Below are 23,728 nucleotides of genomic sequence, written 5' to 3'. Positions count from 1 at the left end.
TTCATAAAGGATGACTAAAATGTTTAAAAAAGTTTTAATTGCCAACCGTGGTGAAATCGCGGTGCAAATTATAAGATCACTTCATGAAATGAATATTAAAGCTGTTGCTGTTTATTCAACTGCTGATAAAGATAGCATGTTTGTTAAGTTAGCTGATGAAGCTATATGTATTGGCGGACCACAACCTAATGAATCATATTTAAGTATGCCTGCAATCATTGATGCTGCAATTTTAACTAAGAGTGATGCTATTCATCCTGGATATGGATTTTTATCTGAAAATGCTGAATTTGCTGAATTGTGTGAAAAATGTTCGATTAAATTTATTGGACCTAGTTCAAAGGTCATTGATTTAATGGGAAACAAAGCACATGCAAAGGATGCAATGAAGAATAGTGGAGTGCCTACTATTCCTGGTAGTGATGGTTCAATTGACACACTTGATGAAGCCCTAAAATTAGCAGATGAAATTGGATACCCAGTAATGCTAAAGGCAGCTGCTGGTGGTGGTGGAAAGGGAATTCGCGAATGTGATGACCCAGAACAATTAAAAGAAATTTTCACTACTACTAAACGTGAAGCAAAAATTTCTTATAATGATGATTCATTATATATGGAAAAAGATTTAAGCAATGCTAAGCATATTGAAATGCAAGTAATTGCTGATCAATTTGGCAATGTTGTTTATTTCCCTGAACGTGATTGTTCTTTACAAAGAGAACATCAAAAAATAATTGAAGAAACTCCATGTATGGAAGTTTCTCAAGATCAACGTGATTATTTAGGTAGTTTAGTTGCTAAAGCTACTAAAGAAATTGGTTACGAAAATACTGGAACTTTTGAGTTTTTACTTGATGAAAAAACAAACAAGTTTTATTTCATGGAAATGAATACTCGTTTACAAGTTGAACATACTGTTACAGAAGAAGTTTCCGGTGTGCAATTAATTAAGGATCAAATTTTAGTTGCAGCAGGTGAAAAATTACCATTTACTCAAAAAGATATTAACGTTGAGAGTTATGCAATTGAATGTCGAATTAATGCCGAAAAGCCTGAAAATGGTTTTATGCCATCACCAGGTAAATTAAAACGAGTTAATTTTCCATTTGGGACTAAGGGCGTTCGTATTGATTCAGGAGTTGAATCTGGAGATACTATTTCGCCTTTCTATGATTCAATGATTGCCAAAATCATTGTACATATGCCTAATAAAGAAGAAGCAGTTGTAAAAATGAGACGAGTAATTAATGAATTTTCAATTGATGGCGTAAGTACAAACCGTCAATTCTTAAATGATTTATTACTAGATAAGCATTTCAATGACTCAGATTTTAATAATTTGTATATTGAAAAATCATTCTTGAAAGAGTGGTTAAAAAATGTCAAAAAATAAAGAAGATTTACAAGAATTAATGGATCAAATTCCAGACAATTTATTTGTAAAATGTCCGATATGTAAGGACAATTTTTATAATAAAAAATTAGGAACTTATAAAGTATGTCCTAATTGTGGATTTGGTTTTAGACTTGGTGCAGATGAACGTATTAAGTTAACTTGTGATGAATTTACTCCAATTAATGAAGACGTTGTGGCACCTAAGAGATTTTTAAGTGATGAAAAATATGCCGGAAAACTAGAAAAATCCAAAAAAATTACTGATTTAAATGAAAGTGTTCAAACTGGAATTGCTAAAATTGGTAATCAAGAATTTGGATTAGGTGTGATGGACTGGCGTTTCATCATGGGGAGCTTAGGAACTGCAACTGGTGAAAAATTAGCACGTTTATTTGAAGAATGTACTAAAAAAGGTTTACCAGTAGTAGTATTTTCTTGTTCTGGTGGAGCTAGAATGCAAGAAGGTATTCATTCACTAATGCAAATGGCTAAAGTTTCTCAAGCAGTTTCTGATCATTCAGCGAAAGGATTGTTATACATATCAGTGTTAACCGATCCAACAACTGGTGGAGTTACTGCTAGTTATGCAATGGAAGGTGATATTAACCTTTCAGAACCTCATACATTAATTGGTTTTGCTGGACGTCGTGTAATTGAAAAAACTATTCAACAACGTCCACCAAAAGATTTCCAAAGAGCGGAAACTTTATTAAATAATGGTTTCTTAGATGCGATTGTAAAACGTTCTAATATGAAATCAGTATTAGCCAAATTATTGGCCTGGAATTAAGGAGGATATTATGACAAAAGCATATGATCGTGTTCTTGCAGCTAGAAGTGCTGATAAAATTAGTATCCAAAACTTGGTTGCTGGGATTACTGAAGATTTTATGGAACTACATGGTGATCGTGCTTATGGTGATGATCCCGCAGTTTATGCTGGAATTGGAACTATGGGTGGTCAACCAGTCACAATTACTAGTATTCAAAAGGGTAATGATACTGATGAAAATATTGAAAGACATTTTGGATCAGCTGAACCTGATGGATATCGTAAAGCTTTACGTTTAATGAAGCAGGCTGAAAAATTTAATCGCCCAATCATTAATTTAATTAATACTCCAGGTGCTTACCCAGGGGTAGATGCTGAATATAAAGGTCAAGGATATATGATTGCTCAATCAATTATCCAAGGCCTAAAACTTTCAGTTCCTTATATTAGTGTAATCGTTGGTGAAGGTGGCAGTGGTGGTGCTTTAGCACTAGCTGTTGGAGATACTGTTTGGGCGTTTGAAAACAGTGTTTATTCAATTCTTTCACCAGAAGGTTATGCTACCATTTTATGGAAAGATTCTAGTAAAGCAGCCGATGCTGCTGAACAAATGCAATTAACTCCAAAGGATTTATTATCAAATGAAATTATTGATAAAATTGTCCCTGAAGTAAAAGATAGTGAATCAATGCAAAACTTTAAGAATGCATTAATTGATAAAATAAATGAACTTAAGAAATTACCTAAAGAAGAATTGTTGGAAAAACGTCATGCACGTTACCGTAAATTCAACTAATGTAATTTTTAAAAATTGATTTGAATATTTAGGAGGACAAATCTAATGTCAAACTTATTAGATGGAAAGAAAATTGTTATTATGGGTGTTGCTAACAAGCGTAGTATTGCTTGGGGTTGTGCCCAATCATTGATGGATAATGGTGCTGAAGTTATTTTAACTTATCAAAATGATCGTCTAAAGCGTCAATTAGATAAAATTGTTCCTGAAGGCACTACAATGATTCAATGTGATGTTTCAGAAGATGAGAATGTTGAAAAAACTTTTGATGAAATTCATGAAAAATTTGGCAATATTGATGGTGTGATTCATGCAATTGCATATGCTGACAAGAAAACTCTTGAAGGTGGCGTAATTGATGTTGAAAAAGATGGTTATAATTTAGCACAAGATGTTAGTGCATATTCATTCATTTCAGTGTCACGTTATGCAAGTAGAATTATGAATCCATCTGGTAGTATTGCTACTCTAACTTACATGGGCTCAACTCGTGCTATTCCTTCATACAATATGATGGGAGTTGCTAAAGCAGCTCTAGAAGCAAACGTTAGATATATCGCTACTGATTTAGGACCAAAGAAGATTCGTGTAAATGCCATTTCAGCTGGTGCTCTTAAGACTCTTGCTGTGACTGGTATTAAGAATCATGGTGATTTATTAAAAGAATCAGAAGCTAGAACTGTTGATGGTGAATCAGTTAATACATTACAAGTTGGTAATGTTGCTACATTCTTAATGAGTGATTTATCAACTGGTGTTACTGGTGACCTGATTTACGCTGATAAGGGTGTTCATTTACTTGCCTAATAATATTCAAATATTTACAGATACAATTGATAATCCTAAGTATCAAGATATCTTTAAAAAAGCTGATGTAGATTTTACTAAGTATCATAAAAGGCAATCAATTGTTGGTAATTGCCTTTTAGCTGATTATATGAATATTAGTATTGAAGAATTAATTAATCGAGATTTCTTTAATTACGGTAAACATGGTAAACCATATTTAAAATCTAACGATTTCTATTTTAATATTTCTAATTCTTATGATTTGGTTATTTTAGTTGTTAGTGATGAAGATATTGGTGTCGATATAGAAAAAATTCGTCCATTTTCTTATCATCGGATTACTCGTGCTTTTACTGATAATGAACTTAATTATTTGAGTTCATTACCTAAGGAAAACGAGGGTAATGAAACTTTGAAGTTATGGACAATTAAAGAAGCCACACTAAAATTACTTGGCACTGGTCTTTCTGGTAAAGCTAAAAGTGTGAATATTGAGACTGAATTCAAAGCTTCTGCTGATCGATTAGGGCAACAATTTAAATTAACTAATATTGATTTAGGATCAGATTATTTAGGAACTTTAGCTACTTTTAAATAAAAATTTGATATAGTTGTTTAACTTTGTCACACAAGTGCTATTATTTTTTAATTATATTATTGGGCATTGTTAAATAAAACGTTTTATCATTCTTTTAAAAATGTTTATTCATTGTTAAACTAGTTATTGTTATTAAATTTTAGAAATCAAGTTAATTATTTTGCAAGATATAAAATAATTATTAAGGAGAACTTATTGTGAGTGTTTTAAATACAACTGAAATTATGGATCTAATTCCTAACAGATTTCCAATTTTATACATTGATAAAGTTGATGAATTAGTTCCTGGTGAAAAAATTGTTGCTACTAAAAACGTAACAATTAATGAAAATTATTTCCAAGGTCATTTTCCTGGTAACCCAGTTATGCCTGGTGTTTTAATTATTGAATCAATGGCACAAGTTGCATCAATTTTGATTCTAAAAAGTGAAAAATACAAAGACAAAACTGCTTACTTAGGTGAAATTAAGAAAGCTAAATTTAGAAAAATTGTTCGTCCCGGTGACGTTATTCGCTTTGAAGTTACTATGGGTAAACAAAAGAGCAATATGGGAATGGTTGACTGTACTGCATATGTTGGCGACAAAAAGGCTTGCCAAGCAGAATTAACTTTCATCGTTCCAAATGAAAAGCGTAAATAGGAGGGAATTCTTATGCAACATCGTGTAGTTATTACTGGTATTGGTGCTGTAAGTCCAATGGGTAATGATGCAAAAAGTTTCTTAGACAGCGTTTTTGCATCCAAAACTGGAATTGCACCAATCACTCATTTTGATTCATCCAACACTGGTGTAACTTTAGCTGCTGAAGTTAAAGATTTTGATCCATTGCAACGTTTAGACAAAAAAGTTTCCAAACGTATGGATGACTTTTCACGCTACGCTGTATATTCAGCAATGGAAGCCATGGAACAAGCTGGTTTGAAAAAGGGTGAATATGATCCTAAAGAACTAGGTGTTATCTATGGTTCAGGAATTGGTGGTTTAACCACTATTCAACAACAAGCTATTAAGATGAGTAAAAAGGGACCAGGTCGTGTTTCACCATTCTTCGTTCCTAATTCAATTATTAATATGGCTGCTGGTAACATTTCTATTAATTTAGATGCTAGAAACACTAGTCAAGCTATTGTTACGGCTTGTGCTTCTGGTACTAATGCTATCGGTGATGCATTTGAACGTATCCAATATGGTAAGGCTAAAATGATGATTACTGGTGGTTCTGAAGCATCAGTTAACGAACTTGGTATTTCAGGTTTCGCTGCATTATCTGCATTATCTACTGCTGAAAAAGTTGAAGATGGTTCAATGCCATTTGATAAAGATAGAAATGGTTTCGTTATGGGTGAAGGTGCTGGTACTTTAGTATTAGAAGACTTAGAACATGCTAAAGCTCGTGGCGCTAACATCTTAGGTGAAATTGTTGGTTATGGTACTAATAGTGATGCTTATCATTTAACTGCCCCTAGACCTGATGGTTCAGGTGCTATGGATGCAATGAAATTAGCACTTGAAGATGCTGGTATTTCAACTAAAGATGTTGATTACGTAAATGCTCACGGTACAAGTACTCATGCTAATGATTCTGCTGAATCTAAAGCTATTGCATCTGTATTTTCTGATAATGATCACATCAAGGTAAGTAGTACTAAGGGTATGACTGGTCATGCCCTAGGTGCTGCTGGTTCACTGGAAGCTGTTATTATGGTTGGTGCATTACAACGTCAACAAATGCCAGTTAATGTTGGTCTAAAGAATAAAGATCCTGAAGTTGAAGTTGACTTAGTAAATGAAGACAACAAGAAAGCTCCAGTTAATTACGAAATTAGTAATTCATTTGGTTTTGGTGGTCATAATGCAGTGCTTGCATTTAAGAAATATGAAGATGACTAAAACTAATTAAAATAAAAAAACTCCTATTAATTTAGGAGTTTTTTATTTTGTTTTAAGTTTCTGAGATATAATGATATTAGAATTTAAACTTATTTATTAGGAGATATAAAATGGCAATTTTAGTACCTGGTGGAGCTGGATATATTGGCTCTCATACGGTTGATAGATTAATTGAAAATAATTTCGATGTGGTGGTTGTTGATAATTTAGCAACTGGACACAGATTAAGTATTAATAAAAAAGCCCACTTTTATAATGGTGATATTCGCGATAAAGAATTTTTAAATGATGTTTTTGAAAAAGAATCCATTGATGGAGTAATTCATTTTGCTGCTAATTCCATTGTTCCAGAATCAATGGAACAACCAATGAAATATTTTGATAATAATGTTTATGGCATGATTAATTTACTTGAAGTTATGAACCAACATAACGTTAAAAATATTGTCTTTTCATCAACAGCAGCAGTTTATGGAGAACCTAAACAAATTCCAATCAAAGAAACTGATGCTAAGGAACCTACTAATCCTTATGGTGAAAGTAAGTTAATGATGGAAAAGATGATGCATTGGGCTGATATTGCTCATGATATTAAATTTACTGCATTGCGTTACTTTAATGTTGGTGGTGCCAAAATGGATGGATCAATTGGTGAAGACCACCATCCAGAAACGCATTTAATTCCAATCATTTTGCAAGTAGCACAAGGAGTACAAGACAAATTGCAAATCTTTGGGAATGATTATCCAACCAAGGATGGAACTAATGTCCGTGATTATGTGCATGTATTAGACTTAGCAGATGCCCATATCTTAGCAATGCAACGTCTATTAAATGGTGGCGATTCACAAGTGTTTAATCTTGGCTCATCTACTGGATTTTCTAATCGCCAGATGCTTGAAACTGCTCGTAATATTACCGGTAAAGCAATTCCTGCTGAAGATGCACCCAGAAGAGCTGGTGATCCTAGTACATTAGTTGCTGATTCAACTAAAGCTAGGGATGTTTTGGGATGGACACCTGAACATGATAATGTTAAAGACATCATTGCTAGTGCATGGAAATGGGAACAATCTCATCCTAATGGCTATGAAAATTAAGATTTGATTATAATGAATTCAAGATGATTGCAATAAGAAAAAATTACCTTTATCATATTATTTGATGATGAATAGGGAGGTTGAATTTTATGAACAGATTAGAAGGACTTGAAGAAACAACAACCTTAAATAATGGTGTTAAAATGCCACGTTTAGGACTTGGTGTTTGGAAAACAGATAATACAAGTGCTAAAGAATCAGTTAAGGAAGGTATCATTAAAGGTTACCACTTAATTGATACTGCAAAACAATATGGTAACGAATCCGGTGTTGGTGAAGGAATCAAAGAAGGCCTTGCTGAAACTGGTATGAATCGTAAAGATTTATTCATTACTACTAAGTTATTTAATGGTGACCAAGGTTACCAAAGTACTTTAGATGCTGTAAATGGTACTCTAGAACGTTTAGATTTAACTTATATTGATTTATACTTAATCCACTGGCCAGTAGACGGTAAATACATTGATACTTGGCGTGCAATGGAAAAGTTATATCATGATGGTAAGGTAAGAGCAATTGGTGTTTCTAACTTTGATAATGAAAGATTACAAAACTTGTTAGACAATACTAATATTGTTCCTGCTGTTAACCAAATGGAATTTAACCCAATTAATCAAGAAAAGGGAATTGTTGAATTCAACAACCATGCAGGTATTCAACTTGAAGCATGGTCTCCACTTGGTGGTGGTGAAGCACTATCAAATCCTGAAATTAAAAAAATTGCTGACAAATACAGTAAATCTGTTGCTCAAGTAATTATTCGTTGGGATTGGCAAAAAGGAATCGTTACAATTCCTAAGTCATCACATGAAAAGAGAATTATTCAAAACTCAGATATCTTTGATTTCAAACTATCTGATGATGATATTAAAACTATTGATGCTATCGATAAGGCAAAACGTAGTTTATGGTATGACGATTTTGGCTGGCATAATCCAGAAGGTCAAGTTGTTGATGCTGTTGATAAGTGGGACGATTCTCCTAAAAACTACAAAGACTAATATATAGCTTTGATAAAAGTGTTGTAATTTATGTTACAACACTTTTATTTTTGCTTTATAATTATAAATGTATTTAATTTTAGAGTTAGGAGTTTACATATTGGATAATAATAAAACTAGAAATCACCTTTTAGGATCTATTTTGGCGATTATTGGAGCTTTATTATGGGGAATTCAAGGCCCAGTGTCACAATTTTTATTTCAAGATAATCATTTATCACCGGAATGGTTAATGGGAATTAAGATGGGCATTTCAGGAATCTTTATTTTAATGTTTTCCAAATTTTATCGAAAAGAACACTTAATGCAGTTATGGAAAAAGCCTAAAAACATATTTGTGTTTATTATGTATGCTGTTTTTGGACTAGCTGCTGTACAATACTTATATTTAGTAACGGTAAATTTAAGTAATGCTGGAACAGCAACAATCTTACAAAGCTTAGGTACTGTATTAATTGTCATCTTTACTGCTATCTTTTACCATAAATTACCTAATAGATTTGAATTTATTGCCATCATTGTAGCTTTAATCGGAACTTGGTTATTAGTGACAAGAGGTAATTTAACGCAATTATCGATATCTACCCCCGCCTTAACGACTGGCTTATTATTAGCTTTAGCCGGTGCCATTCAAACGATGTTACCAGTTAATTTGTTAAAAAAATTTAGTTCATTGATGGTTGTTGGCTGGGCAATGTTAGTAGGTGGTATCCTATTTACAATTATTCATCCATTTTGGGTAGAAGTACCTAAGTTCACTTTGGGCACCATTCTTGGCGTTTTATTCATTGTATTTTTTGGAACTATGGCATCATTTCTATGTTTTATTAATAGTCTTAAATTCATTTCACCCACAGTTGCAGGGATGTTAGATACCTTTGAACCACTATCTGCAACTTTAGGCGCAATTATATTTTTAAATACATCATTTAATGGGTACGAAGTTATTGGCGGAATATTGATTTTAAGTACTGTCTTTATATTACCTTTAGGTTCTAAAAAATAATGAACACCGTGTTGACTTATTATATATTTTTATTATAATTGTATTTGTATTATAAACTTATTCTAAGTTAGGAGGTGCAATTAATTTGAAGCAAGATAAACGAACCGTTCATACCAAATCTGCAATTATACATGCATTAGTTAAATTAATTAATGACAAAGGTTTTAATAATATTAATGTTACTGATTTAACTAGAGAAGCTAGCATTGGTAGAGGAACTTTTTATATTCACTATTTAGATAAATTTGATTTACTTAATAAAATTGAGAATAAATTACTTAGTGATATTAAAGATGTTTTAAATAATCTAATGCCGGAAGAATTGAAAAGCTTTACTCAATCAGACGAAAGCATCAGTACACCATCTGATATTGTTATTAAAACTTTAAATTATTTCTATGATAATTCGAAATTATTGTCGGCTTTATTAAGTGAAAACGGTGATCCTTACTTATTTGGTCGCATAAAAAGAATATTTAGCGATGTAACAGATGCTTCTTTTGCACAATTTAATGGAAAAGTTACCCTTACTGATGAAATTCCAAAAGATTATGTGAAGGAAATTATGTTAAATCACTTAATGAACATTGTTGTTTATTGGATTAGTAAGGATCATCCGGAAAGTCCTAATAATTTAGCTAAGATTATTATTGCTTCACAATATATTGCACCGAATGATTTAATCAAAGTTAATAAGAAATAGGAGGTAGAGTAATGCCTAAATTTGTTAAAAAGTATACAGGTAGTCTAATTGCTTGGATTGTTGTAGTAATCCTAAGTATTGTTTTCCTACCTAATATGTCTTCTTTAGTTGCTCAAAAAGGGCAAACTAAAATTCCATCAAATTCTCAAAGCCAAGTTGCTCAAAAGATTCAAGAAAAATGGGGACATGGCATTGGTAATACTATGGATACAGTAATTGTATTCAATAACGGAAGCAAGAAGATTGATAATAATTCACAACAAAAAATTAATTATACAATTAATAAGTTGCGTGATAATAAAAAAGAATATGGGATTAAAGGAATTACCGCACCATATGATAATGATGCAACTAAAGAACAATTAGTCTCTAAAGATAAAACTACTGAACTTGTTCAACTAAATGTTACTAAGAATCGTTCGATTCAGAGTGTAAATGATCAGTTGAAAGATGTTGTTAAAACTGGTGGCATAAATACATATGTAACTGGTGGAGATATTCTAAATGATGATTTTAGAGTATCTACTGAACAAGGAATTCAAAAAACTGAAGTGATTGCTGCAATCTTTATTTTGATTGTATTGATTATTGTATTTAGATCACCAATTGTTCCATTAGTTTCGTTACTAACAGTAGGGGTTTCATTCATTGTTTCTCTAAGTATTGTAATGAATTTGGTTCAATATTATGGTTTCCCATTATCTAACTTTACGAGAGTATTTATGGTGGTTGTACTATTCGGAATTGGTACTGATTACAACATTCTTCTATATAATCAATTCAAAGAGGAATTAAGTCGGGGTAAAGACAAAGTGACCGCTGCTATTGATGCTAGAAAAGTTGCTGGTAAAACCATTCTTTATTCTGGTTCATCAGTATTGATTGGATTTGCAGTCTTAGCACTAGCTAAATTCTCTATTTACCAATCTGCTGTTGGAGTTGCTGTTGGTGTAGCTGTACTATTATTAGTTCTAACTACATTAAATCCATTCTTTATGTCCGTAATGGGTAAAGGGATGTTCTGGCCATCTAAGAATTTTGATGGCGAAGGTGAAAATAAATTCTGGAGATTCTTATCAAGCAAATCAGTTAAATGGTCAATTCCAGCTATTATCTTAGTACTAATTGCTACGGTTCCATTTATGGCTTCATACCACAATAAATTAAACTATGATAACAGTGTTGAATTGCATGATAACGTTCCTGCTAAAAAAGGATTCCAAGTTGTACAAAAGCATTTCTCTAAGGGAACTGCAGAACCTTCAACTATTTATATTAAAGCTAACAAACGTTTAGATAACGAAAAATCATTAAATGAATTGGATCGTTTAACTACTCAATTGAGTAAACAAGAAGGCATTAAAACTGTTGCTTCAGTAACTCAACCAAGTGGAATGCCAATTGAACAATTATATGTGAATGATCAATTAGATACATTAACTGGTAAAATGAAAACTGCTAGATCAGGTTTGAATACTATTCAAAAAGGAACTACTAACTCTAACTTTGATACAACACCATTAAGTGATATTGGTAGTTCAGTACAAAGTATTGCTAGTTCTTTGAATACAATTAATGCTTCATCTGGTCAAAGTAGTGGTATGTCTGGACAACAAGTATTGCAATCATTACAACAAAAAATGACTGCTGCTAAGCAACCACTTAGTGCTCAACAAATGCAAATCGTTGGAGCTACATTACAAGGAATTAATTCTCAACAACAAAATGTAATGGCTGGCTTAAAGACTCAATTACAAGGTATTGCTACTAATACACAAAGCATTGGTAATAATACTAAGTCAGTTGTGGCTCAATTGAAGGAAACTCAACAAAAACTAGCTAAAGCTGCTCAAGGAATGAATAAAGTTAATAAAGGTATTGGCTCTGCTAATGATTACTTGAAGACTTTATCTGATTCTAAGGCTTCAGATTCCTTTAATATTCCAGAAAACGTATTGAAGAGTGATACATTTAAGAACTCTGTACAATCTTATCTATCACAAGATAAGAAAATTGCTAAAATTACTGTTGTTTTAGATAAGGATCCAAGTTCTGAAGCAGCAATGAATGAAATTGATAACTTACAAACCAAGGTGCAAAATAACTTGAGTGGTACTGATTTGGCACATACAACTGTTGCAGTTGGTGGCCAAACTGCATCCACTTCTGATACTAGACATATCGCTAGTTCAGACTTTATTAGAACTGCTGTTATCATGGTAGTTGGAATTATGATTGCTTTAATGATCATTACTAGATCAATTCTTCAACCATTCTATATTCTTGGTACACTATTAATTGCTTATGTAACTTCTCTAAGTATTACTAAGTTAATTAGTTCATCATTATTGGGTCAAAACATGCTAACTTGGAACACTCCATTCTTTACATTTGTTATGTTAATTGCTTTGGGTGTTGATTACAGTATTTTCTTAATGATGAAGTATAGAGAATTTGGTGACATTGATGATACTGCATCTAAGCAAATTATTCATGCATCTGCTGTAATTGGAACTGTTGTAATTTCAGCTGCAATTATTTTAGGTGGTACATTTGCTGCATTGATGCCTTCAGGTGTATTAACATTAATTCAAGTTGCAATTGGGGTTATTGTTGGATTGGTTATCTTAGTTATTATCATTCCAATGTTGCTACCAAGTTTGATTAAGTTAACTTATGATAATAAATCAAATAAACATGAAGCTAAACATTCTAAATAGTTTTATGTAAATAAAAATCGCTAAATTGATATTAATCAGTTTAGCGATTTTTTTATTATAATGAGTAATAACGTTTTAAAGCGTTTTGTTCATGACTCGATAAAGAATTTGCATTTCTATGATGTGTTGGATTCATTATGTCACTTTTTATATATTGATTTGAATCATCATCATTAAATCCAAGACAATGACCTAATTCATGGGCAGCTATATCAACTTTTTCGGTTTGTTTTAATTTATTAAAACCATGGTTTAGTTTTACTCTAGTATCATGGTAGTAACATATGTTATTACCATTTTTAGTTTTAGTTACGGGAGTTCTTGAAGAAAATGTGGATGCTATAACTTTATGATTACTTAAGTTACTTTCACCATATAATTTAATTGGATGAATATTAGGATCTGTATTATCCTTTGCAGGCTTAAATTTGATTATATTTAATTTATTCCATTTATTAATTGCTTTTTGAAATACCTTTTTTAAATTATTATTACATTTAAACTGATAATACACTTGTCCATTATGACTTTTTTGTACGATTGGAGCTTTATTATTATCATTAGTACTATTTCCATATACAATCCAAGGAGCCTCTTTATTATTATGAATGATTTCTTGTGGCTTATTGAAGCCAGTTAAGATGATTGTTGGTAAAAGTATTAATGCATAGATAAATCTTTTTTTAATCATTTTACCTCCTATTAATACATTCGATTAGCGAAACATAATAATTTTATCATATTATAATTATCATTGTGAACGTTGTAACTAATTTTAATCTTTTTCTTTTATTATTAAATAGTTATATAATTAAATTGCAATCAAAATTTAAGAGGGTAATTAAAAATGGATAATGTACCATATGATAATTCTAAAAGTGTTATTAATAAGCCTTTAGATATTTTATTAAAATCAATTTGCTCCTTAATTGGAATAATTTTAATTTCTGTAGGAGCTACATTTTTGTTAGAAGGACGTATTGGGATGGATCCTTTTACCGCAATGAATACCGGAATATCTAATAAGTTAGGTATTTCTTTAGGGGTACTCCAGTTAATTGTTAACTTTGTATTATTTATTTTTGTATTAATTTTTGATCGAAAACAAATTGGCATTGGCACTATATTTAATATGTTTTTAGTTGGATATGAAATTGATTACTTTTCAGGATTGTATCAACATTTATTTCAAGGTAATTTGAATATTCCAATGATGATTGTTGATGCAATTATTGGAATTTCACTTTTTACGCTAGGAACTTCACTTTACATGTCTACTAAATTAGGAGTTTCTCCATATGATGCAATTGCTCCTATTATATCTGATAAAATTCATGTTAAATATCAAATTGTTAGAAGTGCCCAAGATATCATTATAATGATAATTGCCGTACTATTTGCAGGTCCATTTGGAATTATGACTTTATTTACAGCATTTTTTGCGGGTTCTTTAATTAATTTTTGGAATAATACTATTAGTCGTGGAATTATGATTCATATTGATCATTTTAGTGAAAAACCAAGCTTCCATAATGTTTCTGGTGGATTATTGGAATTAGGTAAAAATGGTTATAATATTGTATTACATGCTTATCAAAACACTTATACTATGCAAAAGAATATGTCTGGATATTCTGAGGCAGAGATTGAAGAACTAATTAATCGAACCAATGATAATATTAGAAAAAATGAGCAAGTTTCTATTATTTTACAAAAGAGGTTAGATTCATTGAAGGATGAGCTAAAAGAAAGAAAGAATAAAACCAATAATAAATAGTTCTTGCATTTTAATAAGATATTAGTTAAAATAACTATAATAAATAAACGAATATTAGGAGGTTTAAATCATGACGATTGTTTATAGAATTGAGACTATAAAACGAGATAATAATAATTTCTTCTTTAACATTACTAGCTGTTAAGTATAGTACGCAGAAGAAATTATTTTGTTATGATTCAAACTTCGAGCACTAGAAAAATAGCTGGTAACAGTTATTCTTTCTGGTGCTTTTTTAATCGCACTGGTTAAGAATAACCGGTGCGTTTTTTATTTGTTTATTAGGATGGGGGGAATTCTATGAGTTTACTTTCAAAGGTGAATCGTAAGACATCATTATCTAAGTTCATTGATCGAGATGAGAATCTAAAAAGAACTATTGATACAAAAGATTTAATAATGATGGGAATCGGAGCAGTTATTGGGACTGGTATTTTTATTTTACCAGGTACAGTTGCTGCCACTACAGCGGGTCCAGGAATTATACTTTCTTTTGTTTTAGCAACAATTGTATGTTCCCTTTGTGCGATGTGTTATGCAGAATTTTCTTCAGCATTACCAATTGCTGGAAGTGCTTACTCATTTGGAAATGTTATTTTTGGTGAACTAACCGGCTGGGTAATAGGCTGGGGATTAATTCTTGAATATATGTTGTCAGTGGCCACGGTTTCTTCTGGCTGGTCAGCATATTTGCAGTCTTTTTTGCGTAGCTTTGGGATTTTCATACCTAAAGCCATTTCTGCAAACTATAATCCAAGTAAAGGTACATATGTTGATGTAATTGCTATTTTAATCGTTGTATTTATTTCATGGATTTTGACTAATAATGTTAAGTCATCTACAAAGCTAAATGACATTATGGTATTAGTGAAGATTTCTATCATTATTATCTTCGTAGTTGCAGGAATTTTCTTTGTTAAGCCAGGTAATTGGAATCCATTTTTACCATTTGGAGTTCATGGTATTTTCAAAGGTGCATCGCTGGTATTTTTTGCTTATTTAGGCTTTGATGTAATTGCATCATCAGCTGGTGAAGTTAAAAAACCTGAGAGAACAATGCCAATTGGGATTATTGGTACATTATTAATTTGTACAGTGTTATATATTTTGGTATCAATTGTTTTAACAGGAATTGTTCCTTACACAGATTTAAATGTGTCTGATCCAGTAACATATGCCTTACAAGTAATTCATTTAGATAAATTAAGTGTTTTAATATCTTTAGGTGCATTAGCTGGAATGTTTACTATGATGATTAATATGATTTATAGTAGTTCTCGATTAATATACTCTATTGGTAGGGATGGATTATTACCACAGAAATTAAGTAAAATTAATAAGAAAAATAATGTTCCTAAGCGTAGTATCATATTCGTTACTATTATTATTGCTTTTATGGGTGGATTGGTTTCATTAGACAAGTTAGCTAGTTTAGTCAATATAGGAACCTTAATAGCTTTTACTTTTATGTCAATTGGAATTATTCCACTTAGAAAAAGAAAAGATATCAATAATTCTAATGGATTTAAAGTACCATTTTATCCAATTTTACCAATTGTATCTGCTTTAGCATGTATCTATTTGTTAACTCAATTATCATTAGAAACATGGTTAACAGCGATTATATGGTTTATAATTGGTTTAGTAATTTACTTTGGATATGGTATTAAACATAGTCGTACTAATAATGAAAAATAAATTATAAATATAATATTTGGGAGTTTTGAAAATGGAAAAGCAAAACAAAACGTCAGAAAATGTTGTAAAAGGTATTTTTTGGTCATCAATGGCTTCAACCCTTTGGGGTATTTCAGGGGTTATTATGCAATTTGTTTCTCAAAATGAAGCAGTACCAACAACTTGGTTTATTTCAGTTAGAACTTTATTTGCTGGAATTTTATTGTTGATTATTGGAGCTTCATTTGTTGGAAAACATATCTTTGATGTATTTAAATCAAAAGAATCAATTATTAGGCTATTTATATATGCCATTTTTGGTTTAGCTGTTAATATGTCAACTTTTTATGTAAGTATTCAAGAGGGAAATGCCTCAACTGCAACTATTTTGCAATATTTAGCACCTGTATTTATTGTGTTATACGGATTAATCTTTTTACACAAAAAGCCACTTAAAGCTGATATTATTTCGTTCTTATTTGCATTAGTTGGTGTTTTTATGATTATTACTAAGGGTAGTTTTAGTGAATTATCAGTTCCATTAATTGCCGTAGTATTTGGTTTGTTTTCAGCTGTATCAGCTGCAATTTATTACTCAGTTCCAAAGCCTCTAACACAAAATAACTCACCATTTGTTGTTTTAGGATGGGGTACTTTAATTGCCGGAATTGGTTTTAACCTTTATCATCCATTCTGGAATGATGCTCCTAAGCTAAATACTGGAATTGTTTTAGGAATTGGTGGAATTATTTTGATTGGTACTATTTTTGCATTCTCATCTGTGCTATACAGTTTGAAATTTGCACCATCTGAAGTTTCAAGTATTGTAGATGCTGTGGAACCAGTTGTAACAATTATTTTAAGTATCATTGTCTTCAAACAAATACCAAGTTTCTTTGAAGCACTAGGTGCAGTTATCATTATTGTATCAATTTACTTCTTACAAAGATCACATCAAAAACGTGCTAAAAAAGCACCTGATATTAGATAGATTAAAAAGCCATTTAAATAATGGCTTTTTTTTAATGGTTTATTTAATATAAATATGATAATGTATTTAATGTACGATTTATTTTATAAAAATAGCAAATAACACGTTTTATACATATATTTATTGAGGTGTAATTATGAATAATGAAAAAGGTGTTTTGGAAACTAACGTTTTAAAGGGAATCTTTTGGGCATTTATTGCTTCTGCTCTTTGGGGAGTTTCCGGAACTGTACTTCAATTTGTTTCGCAACAAGAAAAATTAGAAGCAAATTGGTTTTTATCTACTAGGACTATGATTGCTGGAATAATATTATTAGTCATTTCTGCAATTGTCTACAAGGGACATATATTTAATGTATTTGGTTCTTGGAAGTCATTTTTATGTATTGTGACTTATGGAGTTTTTGGAATCGGCGCTAATTTATATACATTTTTTATGAGTGTTCAAACTGGTAATGCAGATGCTTCAACTATTTTACAATACTTATCGCCACTATTTATTTTATTAGGCTCCATGATTTTTCAAAAAAGAAAGCCTTTACCTATTGATGTGATAGTTTTCGTAATTGCGATTTCCGGAATCATTTTATCTTTAACACAAGGTGATTTTAGTAAATTATCTATTTCAACGGAGTCATTAATTTGGGGAATCCTTTCAGGGGTTACTGCTGCTTTATATGTTGTTTTACCTCGACCAATTGTTAAAACTAGTTCACCAATGGTTATTTTAGGTTGGGGAACCTTAATTGCTGGAATTATTTTTAACATTAGACAACCTTTATGGGTTGATGCTCCTCATTTAACTACTGGAATTGTTTTAGGTGTGGGTGCAATAATATTACTTGGTACAATTTTACCTTTCATAATTTTATTGCATTCGTTAAATTTTGCACCTTCAGAAGTAGTTAGTTTAGTTGATGCTACCCAGCCAGTGGTTACATTTATTTTAAGCATTATTTTCTTTAACACAGGAATTAACCTAATTAAAATTATTGGTGCTTTATTAGTTATTTTGGCAATATTTGTTTTACAAAATTCACATCGTAAATTAACGATTGATAAACATAGCGAAGAATAATTGATCTTAAGTTGTATCTGAAACTTTTCGGGTACAACTTTTTTTATGTTATATTATTAATATGTTGTTTTTTAATTTTAAAGATTGAGGAAGTTATTGTGTATGCAAAAAGCAATAAAAAAACTATGGCCTTATTTATTGATATCACTAGTGGCAATTTTAATTCTACTTCCACAAATTGTGACTGGTTCATATATCTTAGGTGTGGATTCAATTTTTCATATGAATCGTTTTTATGAAGCAGCAATGCAGATAAAAACAGGTCATTTTAGTTATTTCTTATCTATTTATGGATACCAACAATCGGGTAGAATCATTAATGCACTATATGGTCCACTAGCTGCTTATTTTAATGGTTTGCTTTTAATAATTGCTGGTAATTGGGTAAGATTTCAAATTTTATCATCATTGTTGGTGATGATTATTGGTGGATCATTAATGTATCATTTAGCAATAAGGACACGCATTAGCAAAATTTATTCCCTAGTTGTAGCAATTGTTTATATGCTATCTTATATCGTAATGGGATGGATAGTTGGTAATCAGTTTACGGGATTAGCGGCTGCTTTATTACCTTGGTTATTAAATGCCGGTTTTGACATGGTGGACTATAAAAAAATAAATGTTTTACGTTTAGCATTACCAATGACCTTTATGTTACAAACCCACATTATGACTAGTTTGATTGGAGCACTTGCACTAATACCATTCTTTATTGTCGGCTATTTAGAAACTGACAATCGAAGAAAAATGTTACTTAATGCAATTTACTCAGTGTTAATTACACTCTGTTTAACTGCAAACGTGTGGTATGGGATGATTCAAATTGACTTCACAAATCATGCATTACCAGTTGCACCTCAATTGGATATGAATTCTGATTCAATTGCATTTCTTGGTCATAATGTATTTGTCCTACCATCAATGTATTCATTAATATTGATTTTGACTACTATTTATTTTATATATAATTGGAAGAAAATTTCTACATATCGTCGTATTATTTTTATTACAGGGATTTTATTTTTTTGGATTTCATCGACATTTTTCCCATGGCAATTTTTGGATGATAGATTTCCAAGTATTTCATATTTAATCCAGATGCCTCGTCGATTTACAGTAATTACATTTGTTCTTTTGATTATTTGTTTTGGGGTTATGATTAACGATTCATTTAAAAATAAATGGCTGAACTATGTAAAATATTTAGGAACATTTGTAATTGTTGTTTTAATAGCATTGAATGCTGCAAAATCTGTCCAAAATGGTGTTAAAGCTTATTTTTCACCTGAGGTAGTACAAAACGACTATAATTTAAATTATCATACCCATGATACTGACAAGATTAGAAGAAGTTTATATGATAAAGATACGGGAAAAGTATTGAAATATTTAACCAAAAGTACTCCAGATTACTTACCGGTTCAATATAAAGTAACGCCTTTTAATTACTTTAATTATCATCCATACGGTAGTTATACTGAACAAATTATTGATGATTCTGTAAGTGTAAAAAAACATGTTAATAAAGCTGGACATTTAATTTTGACTTGGCATAGTAATAACAACGATAAAATACAATTACCAATTGTAAAATATAAAGATAGTAACATTATTTTAAATGGTAAACATATTAGTGATGTATCCTTAACTAATATTGGGAGCGTAATTGTCAATTCTAAAGTAGGGGAAAATCAGCTAGAAATTTATTATCATGGGTCTAAACTATTGATTATGATGCTTTGGGTTACAGTCATTAGTTGGATTATACTAATTTCATATACTATGTATAGATATTTATATAAACTAAAAAAGGCGCTATAAAAGCGCCTTTTTATAAGCTATTTTTTACTGTTATGTTCAGCAAGTTCTTGATTAATATTTTTATTATGCTTAAGTTTTGGAAATACCCATTTATCAGCAGCTTCAATTAAAATACCATTGCAGGCTACAGAAAAGATGGTTCCAATACCAATTGAATCGACATGACCTAATTTGATAGCACAGAGTATAATGATGATGATTGGTGGGGTCATATCTAATAACTGTGATTTAATTGCACTACCTTTTAAAAATTTAAAACGTAGAATGTTAGAAGTATCATCATTTGGATGCATGAATATATTTGCTCTTTGATATAATGAAATAGCAGTACAAAAACACATAACTCCTAGTAATGCCATGGGAATTCTGATCCAGATAGACGTATCGGCCCAACCCCAAGCTCTAAAAATACTAGTAAAAATATTGATAAAATAACTAAAACAGGTAATAAATATGATTTCTTCAATAAATCGAAAAACATCAATTCTGCCAATTAATATTTGATTAGTAATAGCATTAATAACTCCTAGAATAAAGATTAAAGTTCCAACTTCAATTCCAAAAATTTCATTCATATTAACGGCTGCAGCAGTCCAAATACCTGAACCGCTGGCTGATATAATGGTTAGTGAGTTTCCGAATGCATTTAAAATTAATCCAAAAATTAAAGCAAAAATTCTTGTTTTTAATGTATTAACAGAACTAATAATTAACATCTCCCAATATTATTTAACTAAATTCTATACTATCACAATAAAAAGATAGTTTTTATAAAAATTCATGAAGGATGATTAAAATGAAAGGTAAATACAAAGTAATAAGGTACAAAGGAATACCTATCGAAAGTGATGCTTCCGGTAATTATATAATAAAAAAAGACGATCATAATGATTTTAAATTACATGATTGGCGAACTGGTAAACATACCAAGGGAAATTACAAATCATTAGGACAAATCTTTTTAACTGAGAATAATATGATGGTAGCAGTGATTGCTACTTATCCAGTGAAGTTCAATAATCGTCATAATTTTACACCTTTACAAAGGTTTACTAGTGAATATGTCTCTAATGATATTTTAGATGAAGCTAAAAAAAGACTTGATGAATAATCATCAAGTCTTTTTCATTGGCGTTTTATTGCCAAGTTGAGCTTAAAAAATAAGTTGAGCTTTGTAGTTAAAGCGTCGAAAAAATTAATTAGATAAAGAAACTAGTTCTTTAGTAACTTTTCGGCATTTGCAGCGACTTCGTCGTTTGACATGTCTAAGTATGGGTGCATTTTAGCTTCTGTCTTCATTGTATCTCTGCCATCAGCTTCCATGTAATGATCCCAAAGAGCATCTCTAACTGGGGTTGTATCGTCTTTCTTAGCCCAGTCAAATTCTTTATCCATAGGTGTATCTAATACACGTTCTCTTTCTTCTACTTTTTCTTCTGCAGTTTCTGCCATAATTAATTCCTCCTTAAAATTTAGCTCAATCCCTATTATAGTTCTATTGAGCTATTATGTTAATATATATACTCAAAATTATTATAAAAAATATATGGATTGATAATTCATTGATGATGACTTGCATTTATGAATAATTTCGTATATATTTTTAACTATAATAAAGTGAGGCAAAAGTGATGAGAGATAAGTTTGCAACAAAAAATAAAATTGTTAATGGAATGTTTGAATTACTTAAGACGACGCCATTCGATGAGATTAATGTGAAAGATATATGTTCTCAAGCTGATGTTTCACGAATGACTTATTATCGTAATTTTCATAACAAAAAAGATATTATTATCTATCGTTTTGATAGTTCATTTACAACTTTCGTACAAAGACTGGCATCTAGTCATTCGCATAATTTATCAGACATTGCTACCATTTTTTTTGAAATTGTAAAAGAAGATCAAGATATGATGGAAATGATCATTAACAATAACCTTTCAATGATTTTACTTGAAAGATTAAAATATTATATATCTGATTTAATTGATGAAGATGTTTTAGAAACTAGGGAAGAATCATCTAAAATGTTGGTTTCCTTAATAGCAGGGGGATTAACTGAAATTATAATTACATGGACTGAAGATGGAATGTCTGAACCAGTTCAATCACTAGTTATTTTTGTTTCTAAGTATATGCACTTTAAAATTAATTAAGCAATAAAAAAAGAGTTCTTAGATTTAATCTAAGAACTCTTTTTTAAAACTTTTTATCTAAACATTAACCTTCAACAGGAGTAACGTTAGCAGCTTGTGGGCCACGGTCGCCTTCTTCAACGTCCAATGTAACCTTTTCGCCTTCGTCTAAAGTCTTGAAACCTTCTTTGTTGATAGCTGAGAAGTGAACGAATACGTCACCATCATCAGTAGTGATGAAACCGTAACCCTTATCAGCGTTGAACCATTTAACTGTACCTTGTTTCATAATATGAAACCTCCATAAAATCGCACTAGATGTGCTTAAATTCTAATGTATCATAAAGCCTGAATCAAGGAAGTTATTTCATAAAACTATAAAACAAGTAACCTTAGAAACTCGAACCTCTGTAACACATTAGTTAATAATATACCCTATAGAACATTTATTGTCAAACAAATTTTGAAATAAATTTGATATATTATAATAAATAGTATTTGATATATTTTAAAGGCACAAATTATTTATTATTTAAACTAAATCATTTAAAATTATCAACACAAGTAAACTAAGGAGATATATAAATGAAAACATTAGTAATTGTCTCACATCCCGAATATGACAATTCAATGACCGAATCATTTTTGCAACAATGTCAAAATGATATCGATGAAGTAGATTGGTTAGTTCTGGATCATTTAACTAATAATTATGAATTTGATGTAGATAAAGAGCAAAAACGTTTAATGAAATATGATCGTATTCTCTTTCAATTTCCGATGTATTGGTACAGCTCACCAGCACTTTTAAAGAAATATGAGGATGATATTTTTAACAGAAGTTTTACTTATGCGAACGAAGATGGAAAATTAAAGGGCAAAGAATTAGGTATCATTACTACTTTAGGTGAACCTTTAAAAAATTATACCGTTGGTGGTAGTGAAGGATTTAGTATTAATGAAATATTAAAGCCATATCAAGCATTAGCTTTTAAATCAGGTATGAAATTTATAAAACCATTTATGGTGGATCAATTTGCATATATGACTAATGATGAAAAGGGCAAATTATTAGTAGACTATCGTAATTATTTAACTAATAAAGATATTAATGGTTTCGGTAGTAAACAACTTTGGTATTTATCACAGTTAAAACAATTAAGAAGCAATTTAAGCCCAGCAAAACAAGCTAAGCTAGACATTATTATTGATTATTTGCAAGATAATTATGATCGACTTGATGAAATAAAATGGGAACTAGATATGATTAAGAAAGAAGAAGATTAATAATGGAAACTAATAAATGGTTAGATCAAGAAATTAACGACTTAAAAAAAGATGAGACTAGTTTTAAATTAATTTCAATTTTAGAAGGGACCAAATCATTAGCTGCTGAACAAGCTAAAAGATTACAACAAGCACAAGATGAACTAGATGGAAGAACTTGGAGCCCAGATAAATGGTAAACAAAAA

The 23,728-nt window shown here is 30.7% G+C and carries 25 protein-coding genes; 21 read left to right on the top strand and 4 right to left on the bottom strand.

Annotated elements, in window-relative coordinates; all coding sequences use genetic code 11:
- Positions 1-19: 19 nt before the first annotated feature.
- From DY123_RS01175 to DY123_RS01120, 12 genes are all read left to right on the top strand, one after another.
- Positions 20-1,393 (top strand): acetyl-CoA carboxylase biotin carboxylase subunit, encoded by a 1,374-nt coding sequence (locus DY123_RS01175; protein ID WP_140923722.1) that lies wholly within the window; start codon positions 20-22, stop codon positions 1,391-1,393.
- Positions 1,380-2,186 (top strand): acetyl-CoA carboxylase carboxyltransferase subunit beta, encoded by an 807-nt coding sequence (locus DY123_RS01170; RefSeq protein WP_105963903.1) that lies wholly within the window; start codon positions 1,380-1,382, stop codon positions 2,184-2,186. The genes DY123_RS01175 and DY123_RS01170 overlap by 14 nt, the downstream gene beginning before the upstream one ends.
- A gap of 10 nt (positions 2,187-2,196) precedes the next feature.
- Positions 2,197-2,964, top strand: a complete 768-nt coding sequence (accA, locus tag DY123_RS01165) for a carboxyltransferase subunit alpha (RefSeq protein ID WP_140923720.1) — start codon at positions 2,197-2,199, stop codon at positions 2,962-2,964.
- A gap of 45 nt (positions 2,965-3,009) precedes the next feature.
- Positions 3,010-3,771 (top strand): enoyl-ACP reductase FabI, encoded by a 762-nt coding sequence (gene fabI / locus DY123_RS01160; RefSeq protein ID WP_140923719.1) that lies wholly within the window; start codon positions 3,010-3,012, stop codon positions 3,769-3,771.
- On the top strand, positions 3,764-4,351 hold the full coding sequence (locus DY123_RS01155) for a 4'-phosphopantetheinyl transferase family protein (protein ID WP_140923717.1): 588 nt from the start codon (positions 3,764-3,766) through the stop codon (positions 4,349-4,351). The genes fabI and DY123_RS01155 overlap by 8 nt, the downstream gene beginning before the upstream one ends.
- A gap of 197 nt (positions 4,352-4,548) precedes the next feature.
- Complete coding sequence (fabZ, locus tag DY123_RS01150) at positions 4,549-4,992, top strand: 3-hydroxyacyl-ACP dehydratase FabZ (protein WP_105956512.1); 444 nt, start codon at positions 4,549-4,551, stop codon at positions 4,990-4,992.
- A gap of 12 nt (positions 4,993-5,004) precedes the next feature.
- A complete protein-coding gene (gene fabF / locus DY123_RS01145; RefSeq protein WP_140923715.1) occupies positions 5,005-6,243 on the top strand; it encodes a beta-ketoacyl-ACP synthase II in 1,239 nt (412 codons plus the stop codon).
- 110 nt (positions 6,244-6,353) lie between these two features.
- Complete coding sequence (gene galE, locus DY123_RS01140) at positions 6,354-7,343, top strand: UDP-glucose 4-epimerase GalE (RefSeq protein ID WP_140923713.1); 990 nt, start codon at positions 6,354-6,356, stop codon at positions 7,341-7,343.
- An 89-nt stretch (positions 7,344-7,432) separates the two neighbouring features.
- Positions 7,433-8,344, top strand: a complete 912-nt coding sequence (locus tag DY123_RS01135; RefSeq protein WP_105963897.1) for an aldo/keto reductase — start codon at positions 7,433-7,435, stop codon at positions 8,342-8,344.
- Between the two features lie 100 nt (positions 8,345-8,444).
- The gene (locus DY123_RS01130; protein ID WP_225426727.1) at positions 8,445-9,350 is read left to right on the top strand and encodes a DMT family transporter; all 906 of its coding nucleotides are present in this window, start codon (positions 8,445-8,447) and stop codon (positions 9,348-9,350) included.
- 85 nt (positions 9,351-9,435) lie between these two features.
- On the top strand, positions 9,436-10,053 hold the full coding sequence (locus DY123_RS01125; protein ID WP_140923709.1) for a TetR/AcrR family transcriptional regulator: 618 nt from the start codon (positions 9,436-9,438) through the stop codon (positions 10,051-10,053).
- 11 nt (positions 10,054-10,064) lie between these two features.
- Complete coding sequence (locus tag DY123_RS01120; RefSeq protein WP_140923707.1) at positions 10,065-12,773, top strand: MMPL family transporter; 2,709 nt, start codon at positions 10,065-10,067, stop codon at positions 12,771-12,773.
- A gap of 55 nt (positions 12,774-12,828) precedes the next feature.
- Here DY123_RS01120 and DY123_RS01115 read toward each other — a convergent pair whose 3' ends face one another.
- Positions 12,829-13,464, bottom strand: coding sequence for a matrixin family metalloprotease (locus DY123_RS01115; RefSeq protein ID WP_140923706.1), 636 nt, complete (start codon positions 13,462-13,464; stop codon positions 12,829-12,831).
- Positions 13,465-13,620: 156 nt separating this feature from the next.
- Between DY123_RS01115 and DY123_RS01110 the strand changes: the two genes are divergently transcribed.
- The 5 genes from DY123_RS01110 to DY123_RS01090 all read left to right on the top strand — a co-directional run bounded on the left by DY123_RS01110 (position 13,621) and on the right by DY123_RS01090 (position 20,120).
- Positions 13,621-14,550: a YczE/YyaS/YitT family protein gene (locus DY123_RS01110; protein WP_108982541.1), complete on the top strand. Its 930-nt coding sequence runs from the start codon at positions 13,621-13,623 to the stop codon at positions 14,548-14,550.
- 300 nt (positions 14,551-14,850) lie between these two features.
- Entirely contained in the window at positions 14,851-16,248 is a 1,398-nt protein-coding gene (locus tag DY123_RS01105) for an APC family permease (protein ID WP_140923704.1), read from the top strand.
- Between the two features lie 31 nt (positions 16,249-16,279).
- Positions 16,280-17,218 carry a DMT family transporter gene (locus tag DY123_RS01100; RefSeq protein ID WP_105963890.1) on the top strand — a complete coding sequence of 313 codons (939 nt, stop codon included), beginning with the start codon at positions 16,280-16,282 and terminating at the stop codon, positions 17,216-17,218.
- Between the two features lie 136 nt (positions 17,219-17,354).
- Positions 17,355-18,296 (top strand): DMT family transporter, encoded by a 942-nt coding sequence (locus DY123_RS01095; RefSeq protein ID WP_140923702.1) that lies wholly within the window; start codon positions 17,355-17,357, stop codon positions 18,294-18,296.
- Positions 18,297-18,398: 102 nt separating this feature from the next.
- On the top strand, positions 18,399-20,120 hold the full coding sequence (locus DY123_RS01090) for a putative glycosyltransferase family protein (protein ID WP_140934314.1): 1,722 nt from the start codon (positions 18,399-18,401) through the stop codon (positions 20,118-20,120).
- A gap of 17 nt (positions 20,121-20,137) precedes the next feature.
- Here DY123_RS01090 and DY123_RS01085 read toward each other — a convergent pair whose 3' ends face one another.
- Complete coding sequence (locus tag DY123_RS01085) at positions 20,138-20,836, bottom strand: DUF6198 family protein (RefSeq protein ID WP_105963887.1); 699 nt, start codon at positions 20,834-20,836, stop codon at positions 20,138-20,140.
- Positions 20,837-20,916: 80 nt separating this feature from the next.
- On the opposite strand from DY123_RS01085, the gene DY123_RS01080 reads away from it, so the two are divergent.
- Positions 20,917-21,231: a DUF7671 family protein gene (locus DY123_RS01080; protein WP_181398769.1), complete on the top strand. Its 315-nt coding sequence runs from the start codon at positions 20,917-20,919 to the stop codon at positions 21,229-21,231.
- 101 nt (positions 21,232-21,332) lie between these two features.
- Here the strand turns inward: DY123_RS01080 and DY123_RS01075 are convergent, their stop codons facing one another.
- Positions 21,333-21,572, bottom strand: a complete 240-nt coding sequence (locus DY123_RS01075) for a P8 family protein (RefSeq protein WP_105963885.1) — start codon at positions 21,570-21,572, stop codon at positions 21,333-21,335.
- Positions 21,573-21,751: 179 nt separating this feature from the next.
- Between DY123_RS01075 and DY123_RS01070 the strand changes: the two genes are divergently transcribed.
- Entirely contained in the window at positions 21,752-22,276 is a 525-nt protein-coding gene (locus DY123_RS01070) for a TetR/AcrR family transcriptional regulator (RefSeq protein WP_105963884.1), read from the top strand.
- A gap of 64 nt (positions 22,277-22,340) precedes the next feature.
- Here DY123_RS01070 and DY123_RS01065 read toward each other — a convergent pair whose 3' ends face one another.
- Entirely contained in the window at positions 22,341-22,544 is a 204-nt protein-coding gene (locus DY123_RS01065) for a cold-shock protein (RefSeq protein ID WP_105956496.1), read from the bottom strand.
- Positions 22,545-22,840: 296 nt separating this feature from the next.
- Here DY123_RS01065 and DY123_RS01060 point away from each other — a divergent pair, with 296 nt between their 5' ends.
- Positions 22,841-23,542, top strand: coding sequence for an NAD(P)H-dependent oxidoreductase (locus DY123_RS01060; protein WP_140923697.1), 702 nt, complete (start codon positions 22,841-22,843; stop codon positions 23,540-23,542).
- Between the two features lie 2 nt (positions 23,543-23,544).
- The gene (locus DY123_RS01055) at positions 23,545-23,721 is read left to right on the top strand and encodes a hypothetical protein (RefSeq protein ID WP_306418658.1); all 177 of its coding nucleotides are present in this window, start codon (positions 23,545-23,547) and stop codon (positions 23,719-23,721) included.
- Positions 23,722-23,728: the final 7 nt, after the last annotated feature.

The organism is Apilactobacillus micheneri (genome assembly GCF_006493595.1).
Taxonomy (GTDB): domain Bacteria; phylum Bacillota; class Bacilli; order Lactobacillales; family Lactobacillaceae; genus Apilactobacillus; species Apilactobacillus micheneri.
Note: the sequence above shows the minus strand (reverse complement) of the source record. Positions and strands in the feature narration are given on the sequence as shown.

What these genes read in the sequence shown, in the direction of transcription:
- DY123_RS01175 (WP_140923722.1), top strand. Translation starts at nt 20, where the DNA reads ATGTTTAAAAAAGTTTTAATTGCCAACCGTGGTGAAATCGCGGTGCAA.
- DY123_RS01170 (WP_105963903.1), top strand. Translation starts at nt 1,380, where the DNA reads ATGTCAAAAAATAAAGAAGATTTACAAGAATTAATGGATCAAATTCCA.
- accA (WP_140923720.1), top strand. Translation starts at nt 2,197, where the DNA reads ATGACAAAAGCATATGATCGTGTTCTTGCAGCTAGAAGTGCTGATAAA.
- fabI (WP_140923719.1), top strand. Translation starts at nt 3,010, where the DNA reads ATGTCAAACTTATTAGATGGAAAGAAAATTGTTATTATGGGTGTTGCT.
- fabF (WP_140923715.1), top strand. Translation starts at nt 5,005, where the DNA reads ATGCAACATCGTGTAGTTATTACTGGTATTGGTGCTGTAAGTCCAATG.
- galE (WP_140923713.1), top strand. Translation starts at nt 6,354, where the DNA reads ATGGCAATTTTAGTACCTGGTGGAGCTGGATATATTGGCTCTCATACG.
- DY123_RS01135 (WP_105963897.1), top strand. Translation starts at nt 7,433, where the DNA reads ATGAACAGATTAGAAGGACTTGAAGAAACAACAACCTTAAATAATGGT.
- DY123_RS01120 (WP_140923707.1), top strand. Translation starts at nt 10,065, where the DNA reads ATGCCTAAATTTGTTAAAAAGTATACAGGTAGTCTAATTGCTTGGATT.
- DY123_RS01115 (WP_140923706.1), bottom strand. Translation starts at nt 13,464, where the DNA reads ATGATTAAAAAAAGATTTATCTATGCATTAATACTTTTACCAACAATC.
- DY123_RS01110 (WP_108982541.1), top strand. Translation starts at nt 13,621, where the DNA reads ATGGATAATGTACCATATGATAATTCTAAAAGTGTTATTAATAAGCCT.
- DY123_RS01105 (WP_140923704.1), top strand. Translation starts at nt 14,851, where the DNA reads ATGAGTTTACTTTCAAAGGTGAATCGTAAGACATCATTATCTAAGTTC.
- DY123_RS01100 (WP_105963890.1), top strand. Translation starts at nt 16,280, where the DNA reads ATGGAAAAGCAAAACAAAACGTCAGAAAATGTTGTAAAAGGTATTTTT.
- DY123_RS01095 (WP_140923702.1), top strand. Translation starts at nt 17,355, where the DNA reads ATGAATAATGAAAAAGGTGTTTTGGAAACTAACGTTTTAAAGGGAATC.
- DY123_RS01090 (WP_140934314.1), top strand. Translation starts at nt 18,399, where the DNA reads ATGCAAAAAGCAATAAAAAAACTATGGCCTTATTTATTGATATCACTA.
- DY123_RS01085 (WP_105963887.1), bottom strand. Translation starts at nt 20,836, where the DNA reads ATGTTAATTATTAGTTCTGTTAATACATTAAAAACAAGAATTTTTGCT.
- DY123_RS01080 (WP_181398769.1), top strand. Translation starts at nt 20,917, where the DNA reads ATGAAAGGTAAATACAAAGTAATAAGGTACAAAGGAATACCTATCGAA.
- DY123_RS01075 (WP_105963885.1), bottom strand. Translation starts at nt 21,572, where the DNA reads ATGGCAGAAACTGCAGAAGAAAAAGTAGAAGAAAGAGAACGTGTATTA.
- DY123_RS01070 (WP_105963884.1), top strand. Translation starts at nt 21,752, where the DNA reads ATGAGAGATAAGTTTGCAACAAAAAATAAAATTGTTAATGGAATGTTT.
- DY123_RS01065 (WP_105956496.1), bottom strand. Translation starts at nt 22,544, where the DNA reads ATGAAACAAGGTACAGTTAAATGGTTCAACGCTGATAAGGGTTACGGT.
- DY123_RS01060 (WP_140923697.1), top strand. Translation starts at nt 22,841, where the DNA reads ATGAAAACATTAGTAATTGTCTCACATCCCGAATATGACAATTCAATG.
- DY123_RS01055 (WP_306418658.1), top strand. Translation starts at nt 23,545, where the DNA reads ATGGAAACTAATAAATGGTTAGATCAAGAAATTAACGACTTAAAAAAA.